1 protein-coding gene is annotated in these 5,064 nt (G+C 77.3%); it reads left to right on the forward strand.

Features of this window, described 5'->3' with window-relative positions:
* Nucleotides 1-83 precede the first annotated feature (83 nt).
* A partial coding sequence (locus tag ACIQOV_RS27035) for an amino acid adenylation domain-containing protein (protein WP_401052770.1) occupies nucleotides 84-5,064 on the forward strand: 4,981 nt, incomplete at its 3' end.

Genomic DNA, 5,064 nt, shown 5'->3' on the forward strand with positions numbered 1-5,064 from the left:
GGCGTTCCCGACGGCGAGGACCAGGCGCGGCGCGCTGCCGAACAGGCGGCGCTGCACCGGGCCGCCGCGAGGGCCGGGACGGGGTGGCCGCCCTGCCGGGCACGTCCTCGCCGCTGCGGCAGTGGGCCGAGCGGCTGAACGCCTTCGCCGCCGCGGGCGGCTTCGAGGACGAGACGGAGTACTGGGCGCGGGCCGTGCCCGGGCAGCCCGACGAACCGTTCCCCGCCGAGCTCGACGGCCCCGACACCTACGCCACCGAACGCTCCGTCACCGTCCGGCTGAGCCCCGCCGACACCGCCGCCCTGCTGCGCACCCTGCCCGATACCTACCGCACCCAGGCCAACGACGTGCTGTTGAGCGCGCTCGGCCGGGCGCTGTGCGGGGCGAGCGGGCTGGAGCGGGTCGTGGTGGACGTCGAGGGCCACGGGCGCGAGGAACTGTTCGCCGAGCTCGACCTCGGGCGTACGGTCGGCTGGTTCACCACCCGCCACCCCGTCGCCCTGGCCGTGCCCGCCGGAGCCGACTGGGACACCGTCCTCAAGCAGGTCAAGGAACAGCTGCGCGCCGTCCCCCGGCGCGGCCTCGGCTTCGAGGCGCTGCGCTACCTCGGGCGCCCCGGCACGGCGCCGGACGTCCCGGCCGCCCGGATCGGCTTCAACTACCTGGGCCGCATCGCCCTGCCGGACGACCCGGACGGGCTGTTCCGCGGCACCTTCCGGCCGCTGGAGCTGGACGCCGACCCGGGCACGGAGCGCCCCCACCCGCTGGAGGTGGTCGGCCGCCTCGACGGCGACGCGCTGGAGTTCACCTGGTTCCACTCCGCCGCCGTCCACCGGAGCGGGACCGTCGAGGCGCTGGCCCGGCGCTTCGCCGAGGAACTGGCCGACCTCGCCCGCCACGCGGCCCGCCCCGGTGCCGCCGGGCGCACCCCGTCGGACTTCCCGCTGGCCCGGCTCGACCAGGCGGCCGTGGACCGGATCACCGGCGCCGACCCGGGCGCGGTGGAGGACGTGCTGCCGCTCACCCCGACCCAGTCCGGCATGCTCTTCCACGGCCTCGCCGAGGAGGACAGCGGCGCCTACTTCCAGCAGCTGGACTTCGTCCTGGACGGCGTGCCCGACCCGGCCCGCCTCGCCGCCGCCTGGCAGTGGGTCACCGACCGCACCGCGGTGCTGCGCGCCCACGTCCGCTGGCAGGAGGTGCCCGAGCCGCTGCTGGTGGTGCACCGCCGGGTGGCCGTCCCGGTCACCCACCTGGACTGGCGCGAACTGCCCGAGCAGGAGCGCCGCGACCGGCTCGCCGAACTGCTGGACCGCGACCGGGCCCGCGGCCTCGACCTGGCGCGGGCCCCGCTCCAGCGGCTGCTGCTGATCCGGCTCCCGGACGGCCGGGTGCGGGTGCTCTGGTCCTTCCACCACCTGGTCCTGGACGGCTGGAGCCTGTTCCAGGTGCTCTCGGACGTCTTCGCGGCGCACGCCGCCCTGGCCGGACCGGGACGGGACGGCGAGGTCCCGTACGGCACCGTGCCGGAGCGCCGGCCCTACCGCGACTACCTGGCCTGGCTGGGCGAGCGCGACCACGCCGAGGCCGAACGGCACTGGCGCACCCGCCTCGCCGGGCTCGCCGAGGCGACACCGCTGCCCTACGACCGCGAGCCGGTGCAGAGCCACCGCGCCGAGTCCACCCGGGCCGTGCCGTTCACCCTGCCCGCCGCCGCGACCAGGGCGCTGGAGGACCTCGCCCGAGGCTCCGGGCTGACCTTCAACACCCTGGTCCAGGGCGCCTGGGCGGTGCTGCTGGGCCGCCGGGCAGGGCGGGCCGAGGTGGTGTTCGGCACCACCTCCTCCGGGCGGCCGCCCGAGCTGCCCGGCGTCGAGACCATGACCGGCCTGTTCATCACCACCCTGCCGGCCCGCACCACGGTGCCCGCGGACGGCACCCTGGTCGACTGGCTCCGGACCCTGCAGCGGGAGCAGAGCGAGGACCGGCGGCACGGCTTCGTCCCGCTCACCCGGATGCGGGCCGGCACCGAACTGCCCGAGCGGACCGGCCTGTTCGACAGCCTGGTGGTCTTCGAGAACTACCCCGTCGACGAGGACGCGGCCGACGCCCACGGCCTGCGGCTGCGCGACCTGGACGGGATCGAGACCACCAACTACCCGCTCACCCTGCTGGCCTACCCGGGCCCGGAGCTGTCCCTGCGGCTCTGCTACGACCCGCGGCTGTTCGACGAGTCCACGGTGCGGCGGCTGGCCGGACAGCTCACCGCCGTCCTGACCGCCCTGCCCGAGGGCGCCCACCGCCCGCCCGTCCGGCTGCCGCTGTTGACCGGGGAGGAACGCCGGCGCGTCCTGGCCGACTGGAACGCCACCGCCGTCGAGGAACCCGCCGCCGACATCGCCGAGCTGTTCGCCGCGCAGGTGCTCCGCACCCCCGCGGCCGTCGCCCTGGAGGCCGGCGACCGGCGCCTGACCTACCGCGAACTCGACGCCCGCGCCGCCGAGCTGGCCGGACGGCTGACCGCGCACGGGGTCCGGGTGGAGCAGCCGGTCGGGGTGCTGATGGAACGCTCCGTCGAGCTGGTCGTCACCCAGCTGGCGCTGGTGCGCACCGGCGCGGTCTACGTGCCGCTGGACGGCCGGGCGCCGCGCGAGCGGCTGCACCGGATGCTGGCCGAGGCCGGTGCCGACCTGCTGCTCACCGACGCCCACCGGGCCGGCACGGCCGCCGAGCTGCGCCCCGCCGGGCAGGTGCTGCGGGTGGACCTTCCCGACGACCGGACGGCGGCCCCGGCCCCGGCCCCGGCGGCCGTCCACCCCGACAACGTCCAGTACCTGATGTTCACCTCCGGCTCCACCGGCACCCCCAAGGGCGTCGCGGTGCGCCGCCGGGACGTCGCCGCGCTCGCCCTGGACCGCGCCTTCGCCGGCCACGACCGGGTGCTGGTGCACTCCCCGCACGCCTTCGACGCCGCCACCTACGAACTGTGGGTGCCGCTGCTGCGCGGCGGCACCGCCGTGCTCGCCCCGCCGCAGGACCTGGACGCCGCCGCCGTCCGGCACGCCGTCACCGAGCAGGGCGTGCGCTGCCTGTGGCTGACCGCCGGCCTGTTCCGGCTGCTCGCCCAGGAGGACCCGGGCTGCCTGCGCGGCGCCCACGAGGTGTGGACCGGCGGCGAGGCGGTGCCCGGCGCCGTCGTCCGCAAGGTCCTGGCGGCCTGCCCCGGCCTCACCGTGGTCGACGGCTACGGGCCCACCGAGACCACCACCTTCGCCACCCGCCGGGCCTTCCGGGCCGGCGACGAACTGCCCGCCGTCCTGCCCATCGGCCGGCCGCTGGACAACACCCGGGTGTACGTCCTGGACGGCGCGCTCCAGCCGCAGCCGCCCGGCGTCACCGGCGAGCTGTACATCGCCGGGGCCGGCCTCGCCCGCGGCTACGCGGGCCGCCCCGGCGAGACCGCCGCCCGCTACCTCGCCGACCCCTTCGGCCCGCCCGGCGAGCGGATGTACCGCACCGGCGACACCGTCCGGTGGAGCGAGGACGGCGAACTGCACTTCGTCGGCCGCGCCGACGACCAGATCAAGATCCGCGGCTTCCGGATCGAACCCGCCGAGATCGAGGCCCGGCTCACCGCCCACCCGGCCGTCGCCGAGGCCGTCGTCTCGCTGTACCAGGACGCCGGACGCAAGAGCCTCGCCGCCCACCTGGTGCCGGCCGAGGGCGCCGAGCCGCCCGGCGCCGCCGAACTGCGCGCCCACCTGGCCGCCGACCTCCCCGACTACATGCTGCCCGCGGCCTTCGTCACGCTGCCCGAACTCCCGCTCACCGCCAACGGCAAGGTGGACCGCCGGCGGCTGCCCGCCCCCGACCGGTCGGCGGGCGGCGACCGCCCCCACCGCGCCCCCGGCACCGACCGCGAGCGGCTGCTCGCCGCGATCTGGGCCGAGCTGCTCGGGGTCGAACGGGTCGGGCTGGACGACGACTTCTTCCTGCTCGGCGGCGACTCCATCCTGAGCATCCAGGTCGTCTCCCGGGCTCGCGCCGCCGGACTCGCGCTCTCCCCGCGCGACCTGTTCCGCCACCCCACCGTCGCCGCGCTGGCCGCGGCCGCCGGCAGCGCCGTCACCGTCGCCGGGACCGAACCGGTCAGCGGCGAGGTCGGCCTGACGCCGATCCAGCACTGGTTCCTCGACCCGAACCCGCCGCACGCCGAGCACTTCGACCAGTGCGTCGTGGTGGAGGCCCCCGGGGCCGTCGACCCGCAGGCCCTGCGCCGCGCGCTCGCCGCCCTGTGGGCCCACCACGACGCGCTGCGCTCCCGCTTCACCCGTGCCGGGGACGGCACCTGGCAGCAGCACTGCGCCCCCGCCGAGGAGAGCGCCCCCGAGCTGCTGGAGGTCCACGACCACGGCGCGGAAGCGGCGGTGACCGAGGCCGCCCACGCCTCCTTCCGGCTGGACGGCGGCCCGCTGCTCACCGCCCGCCTGTTCACCGCCCCGTCGGCCACCGCGTCGGCCGGCGCGGCCGGCGCCCGGCCCGACCGGCTGCTGCTGGCCGTCCACCACCTGGCGGTCGACGGCGTCTCCTGGCGGGTGCTGCTGGAGGACCTGGAGACCGCCTACCGGCAGGCCGTCGAGGGCCGCCCGCTGCGGCTGCCCGCCCGCACCAGCTCCGTCCGGGCGTGGGCCCGCCGGCTGGCCGGGCACACCGCGGCCGGCGGCTTCGCCGACCAGCGCGCCCACTGGGCGGCCGCCGCCCGGGCCTGCGCCACCCCGCTGCCGGTGGACGGCGACGGCGGCAACACCGCCGCCGACCTGCGCGAGGTGACCGTCCGGCTGGACCGCGAACGCACCGACGCCCTGCTGCGCGAGGTCCCCGGGGTCTACCGCACCCGGATCGACGACGTGCTGCTCACCGCGCTCGGCCGGGTGCTCGCCGAGTGGACCGGGCGCGGCACCGTCGCCGTCGGCCTGGAGGGCCACGGCCGCGAGGACCGGCTCTTCGACGGCCTCGACCTGTCCCGCACGGTCGGCTGGTTCACCTCCCTCTTCCCGGTCGCCC

Origin of the sequence: Kitasatospora sp. NPDC091257 (assembly GCF_044757675.1) — a bacterium.
Classification (GTDB): Bacteria; Actinomycetota; Actinomycetes; order Streptomycetales; family Streptomycetaceae; genus Kitasatospora; species Kitasatospora lactacystinica.